Source organism: Glutamicibacter sp. 2E12, from assembly GCF_050030965.1.
Lineage (GTDB): Bacteria > Actinomycetota > Actinomycetes > Actinomycetales > Micrococcaceae > Glutamicibacter.
In genome coordinates, this window is record NZ_CP188297.1 from 866095 (window position 1) to 882963 (window position 16869).

Consider the following 16869-nt stretch of genomic DNA (forward strand, 5'->3'; position numbering starts at 1 on the left):
GCCGCTTCCTTGCCCGTTGGGTTCTGGGCAGTTGCATGGCTACGACGACGTCATAAGTTCCCCAAACGCAAGGCTGGCCAGGAAACCGCCTGGTCCGCGATTCATGTTGGGAAGCACACAGTTGCCTAGGCGCTTCTACTGGGCACCGGAAAGGGAACCCGATACCACATACGTCATAATCTGCTACCGACACTCGACGGCCACATTCTTTGCACACCTGGGTGCATACTGCCACGGACGCCGCCCGATTCCGCGCCGTTCATTAGCGAGCAGCGGCAGGTCATTGATCGTTTTCCAACTCATTTATCCCAATAGCAGCTGAATTCTCACTCAACTGTCGGATCTGCCGAGACCAACTTTCCAGCGAACAGCCCTATTTCCCGGTAGGCAAGTGCACCCTTTAAGCGAAAGCTCTCTCCTTCTCACAAAAAACCCCACTGCATCGGGTTTAAACCATTACTATTTATTATAGCGACTCATACTGGGCTGAGTAGGGACTTTCGGACAATCCCGTGTCCGGAGTGCTGCCCTGGATGCATTTGCATCTGACTTGAATGCAAAGTCGCTGGATATTCCTAGGCATGCCACAACCATGCACCCGGTATTCACCTGGCGCATAGGAAAGAAGAAAATGAATAGCACTTTGTTCCGCCGGACTCGTTCTCGGCTCCTATCGGCGATAGCCATCGCCTGCGCAGTCTCTGTAACTGCATCGTCAGCCAGCCTCGCGGACCCCTCCGAGCCGAGCCAAGTAACGACACAAGAGCTCCTGTCGGATGCTTTAGCGGCAGCGGGAGAAACTGAAGCCAATTTAGTTGAACCGACGCTGAACTCTGAAGTTCTGGAGTTCGGCACCGGCGAGGGCGCGGTATTCGTCCAAGCAACTGAAGAAGGTAAATCGCTTGCAATTGGCGCAGAGAATGTGGAACGAGAGTTCAGCTTCGGACTACCCATTGAGAGTGCGCCAAGTGATGTGCAAATGCTCGACGATGGCACTGCTGTATTCAGCGATGATGAAATAGATCTTGCACTGCAGACTCATGACGATGGAGCTATACGTGCACAGACAATTATTCACGATGCCGATGCGCCTCATGAGTTCCGGTATGAACTGGGGCTACCGGAAGGGTCATTCGCTGAGATTGCCCAAGATGGCGGAGTAGACGTCTTTCAATCTTTCCCCGATGAAAACGAATCCTTCCTGACCAGTCGATTTGAACCTGCATGGGCAGTTGATGCAAGTGGCGAAACAGTCAGAACTTGGTATGAGCTTCACGATGGTGACTTGGTCCAAAAAGTAGACATTGGGGAAGACCATGAATACCCAGTCGTAGCTGATCCGTTTTGGATCCCAGCAATTATTATCGCTATCAGGGTTACCAGCATCGTAATCAAGGTAGGCTCCAAAACCGTCAAGTACGCTAAGGCTCCCGCTTCACGAGTTGTCAACGCGTTGTCTTCCTTCAAGACCCTTTCTTACAGAACGGGTTCACATACGTTCAAACTTGATAAGAGCGGAATGAAGCATATTCTTCAGCGGCATCATCCAAAATATTGGGATGGTTCTTCTAAGAGTAGCCAAACATTTTTCAATCCGAAGATGTCAATCAGCGATGTACGAAATCTGGTTCATGGCGCCATGAAGCAGAACCAAAGTAAACTGAAAAGCGGTGGAACCAACAAGCGAATACAGCTCGAAGGAACCTATAACAACGTGAAGTACAAGATGGTCATTGACAGAGGCCGAGTTGTCCAATTCTACCCGCGATAAGAATCAAGGTGAGATGAAAGAACAAGCCGTACATAGCGAACCATACATTCTGGTTCCGCACACGGTCACGGATATCGAGGATTTCGTCGCTAATCCCGAAAACTACTTGGTAAGCATGTTTCAGGAACCCGAACGGGCTGCCGAGATGTGGCGGAATCGACTCAAAGAAAATCCCTACGGCAGTGAAGGTTTTCTTTCTCTGTCTTACTACGGGATCGATTTGATCTCGGGTGACCTGTGGGATGAAGTTACAGGAATCTGGTTTGAGCTCCTTGAACTGGTAGAAGAGTTCATGGAGAAAGGGTCAGCTGAAAGGCTGTTTCCTGGCCAGCCAGTGCCCCTTCGACTGGAAGTGAAAGGACGATCTACACTTTTCACTGTTAATCGCCAAACAAACATTGTTGATCCCGACGACTTTATTCCGGGAATCCTGGATGAAGCTTACCGCTACTACTCATGGGTCGAAGAAAACATTGGAACCGACGAAAGCCAAGCCCTCCAGTCCGTGAATTCGTTGCGTCATCAGTTCCTTGAACGGAAGCATTCAAGCTAACGGATACTCCGCTCTCTCAAGCTGGGTCGCTACCAAGGGTGGCGACCCAGCTTTTGCTTTAACGAGGCACGGAAGGCAAACTAGAAAATCTAGGTAGAAATCTATATAGTTTTCATATGACTACTTTGAGCATCACCGAAGCATCACGCGCGGGGCTCTCTGCGCTTGTCGCCGCCGCCGAAGAGGGCCGGGATACCCCTTTGTCGCGCCATGGCAAGGTCGTGGCCGAAGTCGTTTCCGCCAAGGAAATCGCTCAGCTGCGTCATGACCGGGACACTCTTCGCGATGCTGCGCTGGTGATGGCACGCTTTGCCACTGATAGCGGCGTGCGCACGACGCTCGACCAAGCGATGGAATTCTTCAATTTGAACCGCGCAGAACTTGAGGCGGAAAATGTCGAAGAAGCCCAGTCTGATAATTCGTGAATCAGCCTCAAGACCGCCTGTGCATCGTCCAGCTAACTGAAGACGCAGTATCTGACCTACATCGTCTTCACAAAAAGGATCCGCAGATCGTGCGATCCGTTTTCAAGAAGATGCTGCTGCTCGAAAAATCTCCTGAGGCTGGCGAGCCCTTGCTCGGTGCGCTAGTCGGTTTCCGCAAGTTAGTCGTTGGCGATCGCGACTGGAGAATCGTATGGCGCATTACCGAAGACGCGTCCGGCCGCCCAATTCTTGATATTTCTGAGGTCTGGGCTGTTGGAGCTCGTTCGGATGGCGAGGTTTACGATGAGCTCACCTCACGGGTCGCACGCATGGGCGATGACCCGAAGATTCAATCGCTCAAAGACGTCATTGTCCAGATGGGACGGCTCTACGAATCCGTTGAAGCTCAACCTGAACCCGCACGGGGATCTGTCTTGCCCGAGTGGATGGAAGCTGCGCTCGTAGAACAACTTCATCTGTCCACACAAGAGATTTCAGGATTGAGCGAACAGCAAGCCCAGCAAAGACTCATGCAGCATTGGTCCCGCAGCGCTGACAGCTAAACCTTCCGCCGGCACCGCCGAGCTCAGCGGCAACCGCACGGATCCGAACGTCTGAAGATTTCCAGTGATGCTCTCCCATCGGCAATGAATTATCGTTGCCCGCACTACTCGAATTCCAGGCTGCCTCGTCGCAAACCCGCACTGTTCACTATGTTGTATCAACATTCGCGGTGATGAACTTGCGCAGCGATGCCGACGAAGCATCAGGGATAATTGCCAGTCAGGCTCGGCCCCACCCATCATCTGAAATCTCAATAGCACCCGCCACCAGAGTCTTTCCGGACGCACCACGTCCTGTACGACCGGGGCGGGGGCCCCGAAAAGGCTCTCGTCTACTTCGACTCGTCCGGAGAGCAACGTGCTCTAATAGTTCATGGCAGCTCAGTCGTAAGGTTTTCAGTTGATCCTCGAATCACGTTATCGCTTCACCACTCTTCACTGCATCATTCCGCTTGGATCCGACAATCCGGAAACACTATGTCCGGGAACGTGAGCGCGGCAAACGTCCTAACCAAGCGCTCATCGTGTTGACCATCCGACGCCTATCAAGATTGCTTGCAATGACGCCTCACAGCTGGTTCTGTGCCGTTTCGGAGCTGAGAATCGCTGGCTTCAATAGAGGGGCACCTTCTCCGTGAAATGTGGAACAGGTATTGTTACCACTTCGCCAGGCCCGGCTCGGGTAGACACCGATCCATGTTCTGCCCGGTGCAGCCTTCTCGCCTCGCCTGCAAGGTGATAGCTTGAAGGCCAATCAGGGAAAACCAGGAGCCTTGGTCTTCCTCATCCCCGGGTCACCGGGCAGCCAAATAGGGGAGGCAACATGGCAGCAGTGCCGGAAACCGATATGAGCGATCTGGCCATTGCCTCGCGGGCAGTGCTCAGGCCGATCTCCCGGATTGCCGAGGCGGCCGGAATCCCGCAGGACGCGCTGGAGCCCTACGGCAAGTACAAGGCCAAAATTGATCCTGCCCTGCTGCCGGCCAACGGAAGCCGGCCCGGAAAAGTTGTCCTGGTCAGCGGCATGTCCCCGACGCCGGCAGGGGAAGGCAAATCCACCATGGTGGTGGGCCTGGGCGACGCGCTGGCTGCCACCGGGACCAAGACCATCATCGCGCTGCGCGAGCCGTCGGTCGGCCCGAGCTTCGGGATGAAGGGCGGAGCCACGGGCGGAGGCCAATCCCAGGTGCTGCCCATGGACGAGATCAATCTGCATTTCACCGGGGATTTCCACGCCATCACCAGTGCGAACAACCTGCTCATGGCCATGCTCGACAACTACCTGCAGCAGGGCAACGAGCTGGGCATCGACCCGCGATCCATCACCTTCAAGCGGGTGCTGGACATGAACGACCGCGCATTGCGCCACGTGGTGATCGGCCTGGGCGGTACCGCCAACGGGGTGCCCCGCGAAACAGGCTTCGAAATCACCGCTGCCTCCGAGGTCATGGCTGTTTTCTGCCTGGCCACCGGGCTGGCGGACCTGCGCGCCCGGCTGGGCAGGATCACCGTCGGATACACCTATGCCAAGGCCCCGGTCACCGCCGATGACCTGGGCGCGGCGGGTGCGATGGCGCTGCTGCTCAAGGAAGCCATCAAGCCCAACCTGGTGCAGAGCATCGGGGGCACTCCCGCGCTCATCCACGGCGGGCCCTTTGCCAACATCGCCCACGGCTGCAACTCGGCCATCGCCACCAACACCGCCCGCGCACTGGCCGACGTGGTGGTGACCGAAGCCGGCTTCGGCACCGATCTGGGCGCCGAGAAATTCATCGACATCAAGGCCCGCTACGCCGGGTGCCCGCCGGACACGGTGGTGATCGTTGCCACCGTCCGCGCACTGAAGATGCATGGTTCGGTCCCCAAGGAGGAGCTGGGGGAAGAAAACGTCGCGGCCGTGCGGGCAGGGCTGCCAAACCTGGAACGCCACGCCTCGATCATCACGAAGTTCGGCATCCAGCCGGTGATCGGCATCAACCGCTTCACCACGGACACCGACGCCGAGCTGGAAGCGGTCACCGGCTGGGCAAAACAGCAGGGCATTGCCTGCGCCATCGCCGATGTCTGGGGCCAGGGCGGCTCCGGAGCAGGCGAGCTGGCCGCCATGGTGCTGCGGACCATCGGGGAACCGGGCAATTTTGCCCCGCTGTACGAGCTGCAGCAGCCGGTCGAGGACAAGATCCTGGCCCTGGTGCGCGGCGTCTACGGGGGCGAAGGCGTCGAGTACTCCCCCAAGGCCCGGCGGATGCTCCAGCAGATCCACGACAATGGCTGGTCCCACCTGCCGGTCTGCATCGCCAAAACCCAGTACTCCTTCTCCGATGACCCGCAGCTGCTAGGCGCCGCCAGCGGCTTCACCGTGCAGGTCCGCGAGCTGATCCCCAAGACCGGTGCCGGATTCATCGTGGCCATCACCGGGGCGCTCACCACGATGCCGGGACTTCCGCGGGTGCCAGCGGCCCTGCACATGGATGTCGACGAGCACGGCAACGCCATCGGACTGTCCTAGCGGCCGGGCAAGACCGCGGGGATCGCCAGCGTGCCAGGATTCCACGGCGGGCGAACATGGTAATTCCCTGATCGCACCGCTTTTCGCCACGATTCACGGCTAGGCTATGTGAACCAGCACCCGATAGCTGGCAATCAAGCAAGGCACGGATGAAGGGAAATAACCATGGGAACCGAAAACCACGACGAAACCACAGGTCCAGCTCAGACTCCGGACCCAGAGGGCAAGAACACTACTGTCCCTGATCCGGATGCGGCCCAGAACGCGCCTATTCCGTTCGGGCATGAAGATTCCGACGGCGAAGAAGGCCAGTAGCCGCACCGCCAGCCACAAGACCTGCCCGAGGCCAGGATTCCGCAAGGATTCCTGGCCTCGGGCTTTGCTATTCCACGTGCAAAATGCCTGATCAGATGACAGATGGGAGCACCACTCCAGCGGAATTCCGGGAAGCGATGCTCAAAAACCTTGCCAAGATTGTTGAACAATTACCGAAAGTGGGGCATTCTTTTACCAAGAGGTTTTCACGAGACGGGGATCACAATGCCATACATAGACCTGAATTCAGACGTAGGCGAGTCGTTCGGCAACTGGACGATGGGCGACGACGCCGCCATCTTCACCTCCGTGTCTTCGGCCAATGTAGCTTGCGGGTTCCACGCTGGAGACCCCAGCACCATCGCCCAGACCTGCCGCGATGCGGTCAGCGCCAACGTCACCATCGGAGCCCATGTGGGCTACCGCGACCTGGCCGGTTTCGGCCGCCGCTTCCTGGACTGCTCGGCCACCGAATTGGCCGATGACATCCTCTACCAGCTAGGAGCCCTGCAAGCCCTGGCACGCGCCGCAGGCAGCGAAATCAAGTACGTCAAGCCGCACGGCGCCCTGTACAACACCATCGTGCACCACCAGGTGCATGCCCAGGCCGTCATCGATGCCATCAAGGCCTTCGGCACCGACCTGCCGGTCCTGCTGCTGCCAGGTTCTGTCGCCCTGCAAAAGGCCGAAGCCGCGGGCCTGCGCGGCGTCGCAGAAGCCTTCGCCGACCGCAACTACACCCCCGAGGGCACCTTGGTCTCCCGCCGCGAATCCAACGCCGTATTGCACGACCCCGCCCAGGTCACCGAGAACATGGTCCGTCTGGCCACCGAAGGCACCATTGTTGCCGTGGACGGCAGCACCATCAAGATGGAAGCCGAAAGCATCTGCCTGCACGGCGATACTGCCGGTGCAGTGGCCATGGCCAGCGCCGTGCGCGCAGGACTGGAACATGCCGGCGTGCAGATCCGGAGCTTCGCGTGAGCATCCGCGCCATTCACCGGGCAGGTTCCCATGATCTGCTCATCGACCTGGACTCGCTCGATGCTGTCTTGGCGCTCAACGCCGCCTTGGAAACCTCTCCCCTGTCCGGACAGCGCGACCTCTTGGCCGCCGCGCAAACGGTACTGCTGAAATTCGATTCCGCGCAGAGCGCCGAACGGGCCATGGCAGCACTGCCAGAACTTGAAGTAGCCTCTGCACTCCACGCTGCGGGCAAGCTGGTTGAAGTACCAGTGAATTACGATGGCGAAGACCTCGCCGCCGTGGCCGAGCTGACCGGGCTGAGCACCGAGGCTGTAATCAATACGCACACCAGCCAGAGGTGGCGTGCAGTATTTGGCGGATTCGCTCCCGGCTTCGCCTATCTGCTCGGCGAAAACCAGGACTTGAATGTCCCGCGCAGAGACTCCCCGCGCACCAAGGTGCCCGCCGGAGCGGTGGCGCTCGCCGGTGAGTACTCGGCCGTCTATCCGCGCCAATCCCCAGGAGGCTGGCAGCTGATTGGGCATACCGATCTGCAAATGTGGCATTTGCAGCGCGAAAATCCTGCATTGATCCGGCCGCAGGATACCGTGCAGTTCGTCCGGGCCACCCGGAAAATATCGGTGAGCCAGGCACCCGCCGCACAAGACGAAGCATCAGAGCAGGCACTTGCCGGTGGCCTGAAAATCATCGACGCCGGCCTGCAGTCCCTGCTCCAGGATGCCGGACGCATCGGCTACGGCAACCTCGGAGTTGGCGTCGCAGGAGCCGCAGACCCGGCCGCCTTCCACCAGGCCAACCGCCTGGTGGGCAACCAACCAGGCCAGGCCGTGATCGAGAACCTCGGCAGCCGCATCACCGTTGAAGCCGAGCAAGACCAGGTGTTGGCGCTTACCGGCGCCGAAGCAGAACTCTGGATCACCCCGGCCGAAGACGACCAGGTCCGCACCCCGCGCCAGGCCGCGGCCAATGCACCGTTCGCGCTGCTGCACGGCGAGCGCCTGGAGGTTGAACCCGCCGGCCGCGGACTGCGCAGCTACCTTGCGGTGCGCGGCACCATCGAGCAGGAACCGGTCCTCGGCTCGCTGTCCACCGACACCCTCTCCGGCGTCGGTCCCCAGCCTCTGCAAGCCGGCGGCATGCTGCCGGTGAACAGCCCGCAGCTGGGCCACATCGTTGGCAACAGCGAACCGAGCACCCTGCCGGTCCCCGACGATAACGGCGTGTACACGCTGCGCGCCATGCCCGGTCCGCGTGCCGATTGGTTTGGCCAGGCGGGCCTGGACCAGCTGGCCGCCCAGATTTGGGATGTCACCAGCGAATCCAACCGCGTGGGTGTACGCCTGGATACCGGGCAGCAGCCGCTGCAGCGCGTCCGCTCCGGGGAACTGGCCAGTGAAGGCGTAGCCCGCGGATCCTTGCAGGTGCCGCCCTCCGGCCTGCCGGTGCTGTTCCTCGCAGATCACCCGGTCACCGGCGGCTATCCGGTGATCGCCACCGTCATTGCCGAAGACCTCAGCGCAGCCGCGCAGCTTCCGCCCGGAAGCAGAATTCGATTCGAACTCCATCCCGCTGCCGGCCACGCGGCATCAGACGCCTAAGGAATTGCCATGAAAAAAGTTCTCATCGCCAACCGAGGCGAAATCGCGGTCCGCATTGCCCGGGCGGCCACCGACGCAAATATTTCGTCGGTAGCCATCTACTCGGACCCGGATGCCGACGCCCTGCACGTGCGCCGCGCAGATGAAGCGTACCCGCTGCATGGTTCCACCGGCGCGGACACCTACCTGGATATCGAGAAGATCATCGAGATTGCCAAGCGCTGCGGCGCCGATGCGGTGCACCCCGGCTACGGTTTCCTCTCGGAGAACGCGAACTTCGCCGCCGCCGTCATCGAAGCCGGCATGAGCTGGATTGGTCCGCCCCCCGCGGCCATCGAGGCACTGGGCAACAAGGTCACGGCCCGGCAGATCGCGGTGCGCGCAGGTGCGCCGCTGGCCCCGGGCACCGACGGCCCGGCGGCGGACGCCGGCGAGGTGCGGGCCTTCGCTGAAGAGTACGGCGTGCCGGTCGCCATCAAGGCGGCCTTCGGCGGCGGTGGCCGCGGCATCAAGATCGCCTACTCGCTCGATGAGATCTCCGATGCTTTCGAGTCCGCCACCCGCGAAGCCACCGTCGCCTTTGGCCGTGGCGAATGCTTCGTGGAACGTTTCCTGGCCAAGCCGCGCCACGTCGAGGCCCAGGTGCTGGCCGATACCCACGGCAATGTGGTGGTCGTCGGCACCCGCGACTGCTCCTTGCAGCGCCGCCACCAGAAGCTGGTGGAAGAGGCGCCTGCCCCGTTCTTGACCGATGAGCAGCGGACCAGGATCCACGAGTCCGCGAAGGCGATCTGCAAGGAAGCCGGATATGTCGGGGCCGGCACCGTGGAATACCTGGTGGCCCAGGACGGTCTGATCTCCTTCTTGGAGGTCAATACCCGTTTGCAGGTGGAGCACCCGATCACCGAGGAGACTTCCGGCGTCGATCTGGTGGCCGAGCAGTTCCGCATTGCCGATGGCCTGCCGTTGTCCATTACCGAGGACCCCCAGGCCACCGGCCATGCCATCGAATTCCGCATCAATGCCGAGGACCCGGCTCGCGGCTTCCTGCCTGCGCCCGGCACCGTGGAGCGGTTCGAAGCGCCAACCGGCGCCGGCGTGCGCGTGGACTCGGGCGTGCGCAGCGGCTCGGTCATTCCGCCGTTCTACGACTCGATGATCGCCAAGCTGATTGTGCGCGGGGCCGACCGGAACCAGGCGTTGCGCCGTGCCCGCCTGGCACTGGAAGAAATCAGCATTGCCGGTGTACCCACGGTCCTGCCATTCCACCGCGCCGTCATCGAGCACGAAGCATTCAACGGCGAATCCCTGGGCGTCTACACCACGTGGATCGAGGACGAGTTCCTCAACGAGGTGGAGGCCAGCGACGAGATGGATCTGGACCAGCGCGATACCAGCCGTGAAACCATCACCATTGAGCTCGACGGCAAGGCCGTCCAGCTGGGTCTTCCCGCTGCACTGACCAACGCGTTGCGCAATACCCCGGGAGCCGGCACCGCCGCCGCCACCCAGGATGATGCTGCCGGCGAGGTCGATGCCGCCGCGATACGCAGCACCATGGACGGGAATCTCGTCCGCTTCGCTGCTGAAGATGGCAGTGCAGTCGCCGAAGGGCAGAGCATTGCCATCGTCGAGGCGATGAAAATGGAATCCACCATCACCGCGCACCGTGACGGCATCTTCCGTGCAGCGGACTTGAGCGCAGGCTCAGCCGTACGCCGCGGCGACACCTTGGGCACCATCGGCTAGCGTCCAGGCCATGGAATCCGTAGCCGCAGGCCAGTTGGGATAAATTGGAAGCATGAAAGCCACCAGCAGCACCTCGCATCCAGCCAAGGCCCCACACGCGCACAGCGGGCTCTGGGCTGCCAATGAGCTGCGCCGCCGCATTGCCGAAGGCGAGCTATTGCCCGGTGACAAGCTTTCCGAGCAGGCCCTGGCTGAATCGTTGGGGCTTTCGCGCAATACCTTGCGCGAGAGCTTCACCCTGCTCAATAGCGAGCTGATCATCACCCGGATCCCCAACCGGGGCGTTTTCGTGGCTTCTCCGGATGCTGATGATGTGCGGGAAATCTATGCGGTGCGCCGCACGGTCGAGCCTGCATGCCTGGCATGGGGCCAAGACATTGATCTGGACCGGTTGGGCAAAATCATCGAGGAGGCTCGCACAGGTCTGGCTGCCGGCGACGTGCCGCGGATGGCCAATGCCAATCAGGCTTTCCACAAGCAGCTGGTGGCCTCCTCCGATAGCGAACTGCTCCAGGAGCTGATGAGCCGCGTGCTGGCTCGTATGCGCCTGGTCTTCCACGCCATGAGCGACGCCCCGGATTTCCATTCGCACTACGTAGAACGCAATGCGAATCTGCTGGCCATGCTTCGCGCCGGAGAGCGCCTGGAAGCCGCCCAGACCCTGCGCGGCTATCTCGACACCGCTGAAGCTGAATTGCTCAGCCACATCGCCCAACGCCCGGAGTAGGCATGGAGCAGGGACTCGGCCCAATCCACTTGCGACTTCCATCTCATCCGCGCCGTGCATTCCTCACTGCTCTGCGGCAAATGCCAGCCTCCAACGCATGCCTCATCGGGTTGCGCACCCTTGTCTTCCACGGATGCCGCAGAGGCCAAATCCGGGCTTGCCCCGCGGAATTTCCACTGCGATCACCGGTTTTTCCGGATCCTTGATGCATTCGCCGCCGCCTGCACACCGGTGCGGGCAGCCGCAAGCCCAGCGCCCTGCGGGTTTCCTCGACGCACGGACAAGCCAAGCAAGCACATAGATAGCCAACGTATGGTTTAACGAAACCATTGCGCGCCACCGCCGTTTCATCACGGCCTAGGCCCTCGTCCCCTGCTTGGAAGGTCGCACCACCCGTGAAATTGCCTGTAGCCGAATTGCACATCCACCTTGAGGGAACGCTGGAGCCAGAAATGATCATGGCGCTGGCGGCAAAAAACGGTGCTGAGCTGCCCTATGCCTCCGTTGACCAGTTGCGTGCCAAGTACCAGTTCAGCAATCTGCAGTCCTTCCTCGACCTGTTCTATGCGAATATGGCGGTCTTGCGCACTGCTGAAGACTTCCGCGAAATCACCGTGGCCTACCTGCAGCGCGCCCATGACTCCGGCGTGCGCCATGTGGAATTGTTCTTCGATCCGCAGGCTCACATCCAGCGCGGACTGGGCCTGGGCGAGGTCATCGCCGGCATCCGTTCCGGCCTGGCCGAGGGCGCAGAACGCTGGGGGATCTCCCACAAGCTCATCGCGTGCTTCTGGCGCCATGCCCCAGCGGAAGAAGCGATGGACTTGATGAAGGTGCTGGTCGCCGAGAAGCACGATATCGATGGCATCGGCCTGGATTCCTCGGAGGTGGGTTTCCCGCCCGAGCTGTTCCAGGAAGTCTTTGCCTATGCCCGCGCCCACGGCCTGCACGTCGTTGCCCATGCGGGCGAGGAAGGCCCTGCTGACTACATTTGGCAAGCGCTGGACTTGTTGGAGGTTGAGCGCGTGGACCACGGCATCCGTTGCCTGGACGATCCGACGCTGGTTCAGCGCTTGGTCGACGAGCAGATGCCTTTGACTGTCTGCCCGCTATCAAACATCCGTTTGCGTGCGGTGGACACCATGGCCGATCATCCATTGCCGCAGATGCTCGAAAAGGGCTTGAAGGTTTCGGTGCATTCCGATGATCCTGCCTACTTCGGCGGATACATGGATGCCAATTTTGCCTCGCTCATGGCAAGCTTCAACTTCAGCACCGGGCAGCTGGCTACGCTGGCAAGGAATTCCTTTGAATCCGCATTCCTGGATGAAGAATCCAAGCAGGTACTGCTTGCCGAAGTCCAGGCCTGGGTTCAGCGGCAAAGCCTTTAGACATGGGAACGCGGCGGCCTCTTGGGGGAAGGCCACCGCGTTCGATCCAGGGCCAAAGGCCCTGGCGGGAACTTGGCGGCCCCCCCTTGGGGTGAGGCCGCCTCGTTCGGTCTATGGGCTAGGGAACCTGGTATTTGGAATCCCTGATATCCGTAATGAGCATGTGCCCCGGTGCGTGGCCGATGGCCAAGGCCGGGCGGGACTCCATCACTGCTGCCTGCGGCGTGACGCCACAGGCCCAGAACACCGGAATCGTCCCTTCCGGGATCTGCACTGCATCGCCGAAGTCCGGTGCGCCCAAATCCTTGATGCCCAGCTCTTGGGGGTTCCCGATATGCACTGGAGCCCCGTGCACAGCTGGATAGCGCGAGGTAATGCGTACCGCGTCGGCAACCTGCGAGGCAGGAATCGGACGCATGGAGACCACCATCGGACCGGACATCGCTCCGGCCGACTGCGAGCGGATATTGGTCTTGTACATTGGCACGTTCACGCCCTGGTCGATATGCGCGATGGAAATGCCGCTTTCCATCAGTGCGCTCTCGAAGGTGAACGAGCAGCCGACAATGAAGGTCACCAGATCATCCCGCCAGTACTCTGACAGGTCGGTGGGCTCATCCACCTTGACCCCGTTTTCGTAAACCATGTACTTCGGCACGTCGGTGCGGATATCTCCGCCTGCCAGCAATTCATTGCTGGTTTGCCCCGCCTCCAGGACACCGAGGATCGGGCAGGACTTGGGGTTGCGCTGGGCAAAGAGCAGCACATCGAAGGCCAGCTCCTGGGGAACGATGATCAGATTTGCCTGCGCATATCCAGCGCTGATCCCGGCGGTAGGCAGCACCTGCCCGGCACGGAACAATTCGCGAGCTTCGCTTGGGGCCATCGCCGCACGTTCGGAATGTCCGAGACTCTTCAGGTCCTTCATGATTGCTTGGCTCCTAGCCGTTCCAGAGGGCTGCCAGACCCGAAATCGAGTTCCAGCCGAGGTAGACGCTGAGCAGCCAGGTCAAGGCACCGATGACCAGCAGGGCCTTGGGGTAGTTGTATCCGTTCATCAGGTCGCGGCGGCGCCATGCGACCCAGAGCAGTACTGCGAAGCCCACAGGAAGGATCAGACCGTTGAAGGCTCCGGCGAAGATCAGCAGGGTTGCCGGCGCCTTGCCCAGGAACAGGTAGATGATCCCGCAGACCACGATGAAAGCCACGGTGATCAGGTTGCGGGTGCGCTCCGGGGTGGTGCGCTTGGTGATGAAGGAAACCGAAGTGTAGGCGGCACCGATCACACTGGTCAGCGCGGCAGCCCAGAGGATGATACCGAAAGCACGGATGCCGATGGGGCCGGCGGCGTGGCCGAAAGCTTCGGCAGCCTTGTTGTCGCTGGTCAGCGCTACGCCGCCAGCCACAACGCCGAGGATCGCCAGGAAGAGCAGCACGCGCATGACACCGGTGACGATGATTGCCAGGGTCGAGATGTTGGAGATCGACTTGACATGCTCCACGCCCGATGTGCCCGAATCGATCATGCGGTGGGCGCCGGCGTAGGTGATGTAGCCGCCAACGGTGCCGCCGATCAGGGTGGTGATGATCAGGAAATCGATCTTCTCGGGGAGCACCACGTTGCGGATCGCATCGCCCACTGGTGGGGCGGCGACAATTGCCACGTACAGCATCAGCAGGATCATGACGGCTCCGAGCATCACCACAATGCGGTCCAATGCCATGCCGGCCTTCTTGGACAAGAAGACCAGGATGGCAATGGCCGCGGAGATGGCGCCGCCAATTTTGGCATCAACACCCAGCATGGCGTTCAGGCCCAGGCCAGTGCCGGCGATATTGCCGATGTTGAAGACCATGCCGCCGATGAATACCAGTGCGGCCAGTACCCAACCGATGCCAGGGACGACTTTGTTGCCCAGTTCCTGGGCACGCATTCCGGATACCCCGATCACGCGCCAGACGTTCAGCTGGACCGCGATGTCCACAAGGATGGAGACGACAATGGCGAAGGCGAAGGCCGCGCCGATTTGGACCGTGAATTCTGTGGTCTGGGTAATGAAGCCCGGTCCAATGGCGCTGGTGGCCATCAGGAACATGGCGCCTAGGAGCGCCGTGCGCCGCGCCTTGCTGCTTTGGGATGTTGACTCAGGAAGTGCCATGATGACGTTCCAATGCGATAGTGGTGACAACCGTCACAAGGTCAATGTGATGGACAAGACTTTACAGGTTGTTGAACAACTCTGGCAACAGGTTGTTGAACAATTTACTTTGCAGGCCTCCTCCGATCCCATTGCAAATCACCATTTATTCGTTTTGGTGCTGAGCGCTGACTAGCAAATTCCCTAAATATACTCGAGGCCCAGCAGCCCACTGGACTCCTCGAAAATTTTTTCCATCAAGTGGCTCGCGTCAGCGCAACCGGAAGGTTCCATCTTGATTCGGCACTTAAAACACCACGGCCGCGGTCACAGCGATAATTCGCCGGGACCGCGGCCGCGGGACACTAATCGGGTTTAGTGGAAGAAGTGGCGTGCACCGGTGAAGTACATCGTGATACCGGCTTCGTTCGCTGCCGCGATGACTTCCTCATCGCGCACCGAACCACCGGGCTGGACGACAGCCTTCACGCCGGCATCGATCAGGATCTGCAGGCCGTCGGCGAAGGGGAAGAACGCATCCGAAGCGGCCACGGAGCCCACGGCACGCTGTTCCGAAGCAGCCGCGTCAGCGTTCTCAGCGCCACCGGCTGCATCCGCGCCGGACTCGACCTTCACGCCCAGTGTGTTGGCACGTTCCACGGCCAGCTTGCAGGAGTCGATGCGGTTGACCTGGCCCATGCCGATGCCCGTTGCTGCACCATTCTTGGCCAGCAGAATCGCGTTGGACTTGGCAGCGCGCACGGCGCTCCAGGCGAATTCCAGATCTGCCAAGGTAGCAGCGTCAGCGGCTTCGCCGGCAGCAAGGGTCCAGTTCCCCGGGTTGTCGCCCTCGGCGTCGATCTTGTCGCCGGCCTGGACCAGCATGCCACCGCTTACCTGGCGGAACTCGTTCTTGTTCCGGCCGTAGCCTTCGGGCAGGGCCAGCAGGCGGATGTTCTTCTTGGCCGAGAGGATCTGCACCGCTTCGGCCTCGAAGTCCGGGGCAATAACTACCTCGGTGAAGATGCCCTTGACGGTTTCTGCCATTTCCTTGGTGACCGTGCGGTTGGCGGCGATGACGCCGCCGAATGCGGACACCGGGTCGGTAGCGTGGGCCTTGCGGTGCGCGTCAGCGATTGGATCTGCCGCGTCATCCGAGGCGACGGCCACACCGCAAGGGTTGGCGTGCTTGACCACGGCCACAGCCGGCTTCTCGAAGTCGTAGGCGGCACGCAGTGCTGCATCTGCGTCCACGTAGTTGTTGTAGCTCATTGGCTTGCCGTGCAGCTGATCAGCCTGGGCGATGCCGGCTGGAGCGGCTTCGTCAACGTAGAGCGCTGCCTGCTGGTGCGGGTTTTCGCCGTAGCGCAGCACATCGGCACGCTGCAGGGCCACGCCTGCGTAGGCTGGCCAGTCGATGACGCCGTCGCCGTCCTCATCCAGGAACTGGCTTGCGGTCCACGAGGCTACCGCGGTGTCGTAGGCTGCGGTGTGAGCGTAGGCCTTGGCGGCCAGGCGCTGGCGGGTCTTCAGATCGAAGCCGCCCTCGGCTGCTGCGGAGATGACCTGCGGGTAGAAAACTGGATCAACCACAATGGAAACGGCGGCGTGGTTCTTCGCTGCCGAGCGGACCATGGCTGGGCCCCCGATGTCGATCTGCTCGACAACTTCATCCTGCGAGGCACCCGAGGCGACGGTCTGCACGAAGGGGTACAGGTTCACCACCACCAGGTCGATCTGCTCGATATCCATCGAGGAGAGGGTGTCCATGTGCTCGGTGACGCGGCGGTCCGCAAGGATGCCGCCGTGGATGCGCGGGTGCAAGGTCTTGACGCGGCCATCGAGCATCTCAGGAGAACCGGTCACCTGCTCGACCTCGGTCACGGGAATTCCAGCGGCAGCGATCTTCTTGGCCGTGGAACCGGTGGATACCAGCTGCACGCCTGCGGCGTGCAGTCCAGCGGCCAGCTCCTCCAAGCCGGTCTTGTCGTAGACGGAAATCAGTGCGCGACGGATAGCGACTTTGTCCAGCACGGTCTTACTCACGAAATTTTTCTCCCGGCGGTGAGAATGAATGGGGCGGGCAGCGCAGAGGCCACCGCCTTCATTCTAACCAAGGAAGGCACCGGAATTTCAGTTCGTG

The 16869-nt window shown here is 60.7% G+C and carries 15 protein-coding genes and 1 pseudogene; 12 read left to right on the forward strand and 4 right to left on the reverse strand.

The window, feature by feature from the left end; translation table 11 throughout:
• Positions 1-631: 631 nt before the first annotated feature.
• From ACP3TE_RS03940 to ACP3TE_RS03955, 4 genes are all read left to right on the forward strand, one after another.
• Entirely contained in the window at positions 632-1771 is a 1140-nt protein-coding gene (locus ACP3TE_RS03940; RefSeq protein WP_426735418.1) for a hypothetical protein, read from the forward strand.
• A gap of 13 nt (positions 1772-1784) precedes the next feature.
• Positions 1785-2324, forward strand: coding sequence for a hypothetical protein (locus tag ACP3TE_RS03945; protein ID WP_133833179.1), 540 nt, complete (start codon positions 1785-1787; stop codon positions 2322-2324).
• 116 nt (positions 2325-2440) lie between these two features.
• Positions 2441-2749 (forward strand): type II toxin-antitoxin system Phd/YefM family antitoxin, encoded by a 309-nt coding sequence (locus tag ACP3TE_RS03950; protein WP_133833180.1) that lies wholly within the window; start codon positions 2441-2443, stop codon positions 2747-2749.
• On the forward strand, positions 2746-3312 hold the full coding sequence (locus tag ACP3TE_RS03955; RefSeq protein ID WP_426735420.1) for a type II toxin-antitoxin system RelE family toxin: 567 nt from the start codon (positions 2746-2748) through the stop codon (positions 3310-3312). Before ACP3TE_RS03950 ends, ACP3TE_RS03955 begins: the two co-directional genes overlap by 4 nt.
• A gap of 160 nt (positions 3313-3472) precedes the next feature.
• Here ACP3TE_RS03955 and ACP3TE_RS03960 read toward each other — a convergent pair.
• Positions 3473-3675, reverse strand: a pseudogene (locus ACP3TE_RS03960) (transposase); the annotation flags it as partial.
• A gap of 460 nt (positions 3676-4135) precedes the next feature.
• Here ACP3TE_RS03960 and ACP3TE_RS03965 point away from each other — a divergent pair.
• The 7 genes from ACP3TE_RS03965 to ACP3TE_RS03995 all read left to right on the forward strand — a co-directional run bounded on the left by ACP3TE_RS03965 (position 4136) and on the right by ACP3TE_RS03995 (position 12588).
• Complete coding sequence (locus ACP3TE_RS03965) at positions 4136-5821, forward strand: formate--tetrahydrofolate ligase (RefSeq protein ID WP_426735422.1); 1686 nt, start codon at positions 4136-4138, stop codon at positions 5819-5821.
• A 165-nt stretch (positions 5822-5986) separates the two neighbouring features.
• Complete coding sequence (locus ACP3TE_RS03970; protein WP_181149023.1) at positions 5987-6136, forward strand: hypothetical protein; 150 nt, start codon at positions 5987-5989, stop codon at positions 6134-6136.
• Positions 6137-6361: 225 nt separating this feature from the next.
• Entirely contained in the window at positions 6362-7120 is a 759-nt protein-coding gene (locus ACP3TE_RS03975) for a 5-oxoprolinase subunit PxpA (protein WP_332595324.1), read from the forward strand.
• Positions 7117-8721, forward strand: a complete 1605-nt coding sequence (locus ACP3TE_RS03980) for a carboxyltransferase domain-containing protein (protein WP_426735424.1) — start codon at positions 7117-7119, stop codon at positions 8719-8721. The genes ACP3TE_RS03975 and ACP3TE_RS03980 overlap by 4 nt, the downstream gene beginning before the upstream one ends.
• Before the next feature lie 9 nt (positions 8722-8730).
• Complete coding sequence (locus ACP3TE_RS03985; protein WP_426735426.1) at positions 8731-10470, forward strand: acetyl/propionyl/methylcrotonyl-CoA carboxylase subunit alpha; 1740 nt, start codon at positions 8731-8733, stop codon at positions 10468-10470.
• A 52-nt stretch (positions 10471-10522) separates the two neighbouring features.
• Positions 10523-11197, forward strand: a complete 675-nt coding sequence (locus tag ACP3TE_RS03990) for a GntR family transcriptional regulator (protein WP_426735428.1) — start codon at positions 10523-10525, stop codon at positions 11195-11197.
• 395 nt (positions 11198-11592) lie between these two features.
• A complete protein-coding gene (locus ACP3TE_RS03995) occupies positions 11593-12588 on the forward strand; it encodes an adenosine deaminase (RefSeq protein ID WP_426735430.1) in 996 nt (331 codons plus the stop codon).
• Between the two features lie 118 nt (positions 12589-12706).
• Here the strand turns inward: ACP3TE_RS03995 and ACP3TE_RS04000 are convergent, their stop codons facing one another.
• Together ACP3TE_RS04000 and ACP3TE_RS04005 are read right to left on the reverse strand one after the other, a co-directional pair.
• Positions 12707-13516 carry a putative hydro-lyase gene (locus tag ACP3TE_RS04000; RefSeq protein WP_426735432.1) on the reverse strand — a complete coding sequence of 270 codons (810 nt, stop codon included), beginning with the start codon at positions 13514-13516 and terminating at the stop codon, positions 12707-12709.
• A gap of 13 nt (positions 13517-13529) precedes the next feature.
• Positions 13530-14747 (reverse strand): NRAMP family divalent metal transporter, encoded by a 1218-nt coding sequence (locus tag ACP3TE_RS04005; RefSeq protein WP_105661644.1) that lies wholly within the window; start codon positions 14745-14747, stop codon positions 13530-13532.
• Between ACP3TE_RS04005 and ACP3TE_RS04010 the strand changes: the two genes are divergently transcribed.
• Positions 14746-14922 carry a hypothetical protein gene (locus ACP3TE_RS04010; RefSeq protein ID WP_166650681.1) on the forward strand — a complete coding sequence of 59 codons (177 nt, stop codon included), beginning with the start codon at positions 14746-14748 and terminating at the stop codon, positions 14920-14922. The genes ACP3TE_RS04005 and ACP3TE_RS04010 overlap by 2 nt on opposite strands.
• 179 nt (positions 14923-15101) lie before the next feature.
• On the opposite strand, the gene purH is transcribed toward ACP3TE_RS04010, so the two are convergent.
• Positions 15102-16772 carry a bifunctional phosphoribosylaminoimidazolecarboxamide formyltransferase/IMP cyclohydrolase gene (gene purH, locus ACP3TE_RS04015; RefSeq protein WP_332595201.1) on the reverse strand — a complete coding sequence of 557 codons (1671 nt, stop codon included), beginning with the start codon at positions 16770-16772 and terminating at the stop codon, positions 15102-15104.
• Positions 16773-16869: the final 97 nt, after the last annotated feature.

Bases quoted from the DNA above. Each gene is read 5' to 3' on its own strand.
- ACP3TE_RS03940 (WP_426735418.1), top strand. From the start codon at position 632: ATGAATAGCACTTTGTTCCGCCGGACTCGTTCTCGGCTCCTATCGGCG.
- ACP3TE_RS03945 (WP_133833179.1), top strand. From the start codon at position 1,785: ATGAAAGAACAAGCCGTACATAGCGAACCATACATTCTGGTTCCGCAC.
- ACP3TE_RS03950 (WP_133833180.1), top strand. From the start codon at position 2,441: ATGACTACTTTGAGCATCACCGAAGCATCACGCGCGGGGCTCTCTGCG.
- ACP3TE_RS03965 (WP_426735422.1), top strand. From the start codon at position 4,136: ATGGCAGCAGTGCCGGAAACCGATATGAGCGATCTGGCCATTGCCTCG.
- ACP3TE_RS03970 (WP_181149023.1), top strand. From the start codon at position 5,987: ATGGGAACCGAAAACCACGACGAAACCACAGGTCCAGCTCAGACTCCG.
- ACP3TE_RS03975 (WP_332595324.1), top strand. From the start codon at position 6,362: ATGCCATACATAGACCTGAATTCAGACGTAGGCGAGTCGTTCGGCAAC.
- ACP3TE_RS03985 (WP_426735426.1), top strand. From the start codon at position 8,731: ATGAAAAAAGTTCTCATCGCCAACCGAGGCGAAATCGCGGTCCGCATT.
- ACP3TE_RS03990 (WP_426735428.1), top strand. From the start codon at position 10,523: ATGAAAGCCACCAGCAGCACCTCGCATCCAGCCAAGGCCCCACACGCG.
- ACP3TE_RS04000 (WP_426735432.1), bottom strand. From the start codon at position 13,516: ATGAAGGACCTGAAGAGTCTCGGACATTCCGAACGTGCGGCGATGGCC.
- ACP3TE_RS04010 (WP_166650681.1), top strand. From the start codon at position 14,746: ATGATGACGTTCCAATGCGATAGTGGTGACAACCGTCACAAGGTCAAT.
- ACP3TE_RS04005 (WP_105661644.1), bottom strand. From the start codon at position 14,747: ATGGCACTTCCTGAGTCAACATCCCAAAGCAGCAAGGCGCGGCGCACG.